Here is a 512-nt window from a genome sequence, read left to right as displayed (position 1 = left end):
TCGGTGCCGACCTGGTTGCCCTCGCCGTCCTCGTCGGCGCGCTCTACATCCGACGCCACAGCCGCAAAGACCTCATGTCCGCCTACGTCGGCGTCAACGTCGGCGTCCTGGCCGTCACCCTCCTCCTGGCCACCGCCAGCGTCGGAGCCGGCCTGGGCCTGGGCCTGTTCGGCGTCCTGTCCATCATCCGCCTGCGCTCAACCCAACTGACCCAGCACGAAGTCGCCTACTTCTTCGCCGCACTCGCCCTCGGCCTGCTCGGCGGCATCGGAGCACCCCTGACGACAACAGCCGCACTCATGGCCCTCGTCGTCGCCTCCCTGTGGATCAGCGACCACCCGGCCCTCCTGCGCCGCAACCGCCACCAGGTCATCATGATCGACCACGCCATCACCGACGAGACCGCCCTGACCGCCCACCTCACCAACCTCCTCGGCGCCCGAATCCGCTCCATCGACACCCAGCGCCTCGACCTCGTCAACGACACCACACTCGTCGACGTCCGCTACCAA

Annotated in this window: 1 protein-coding gene; it reads left to right on the top strand. The window is 68.4% G+C overall.

Going from position 1 to position 512, the window contains the following annotated elements:
• Window positions 1-512, top strand: a 512-nt coding sequence (locus HMPREF9062_RS11975; protein ID WP_009409886.1) for a DUF4956 domain-containing protein, incomplete at both ends; no start/stop codon positions are given.

It is taken from the genome of Actinomyces sp. oral taxon 448 str. F0400 (assembly GCF_000220835.1).
Classification (GTDB): Bacteria; Actinomycetota; Actinomycetes; order Actinomycetales; family Actinomycetaceae; genus Actinomyces.
This window is presented reverse-complemented; position numbering and strand designations above follow the sequence as displayed.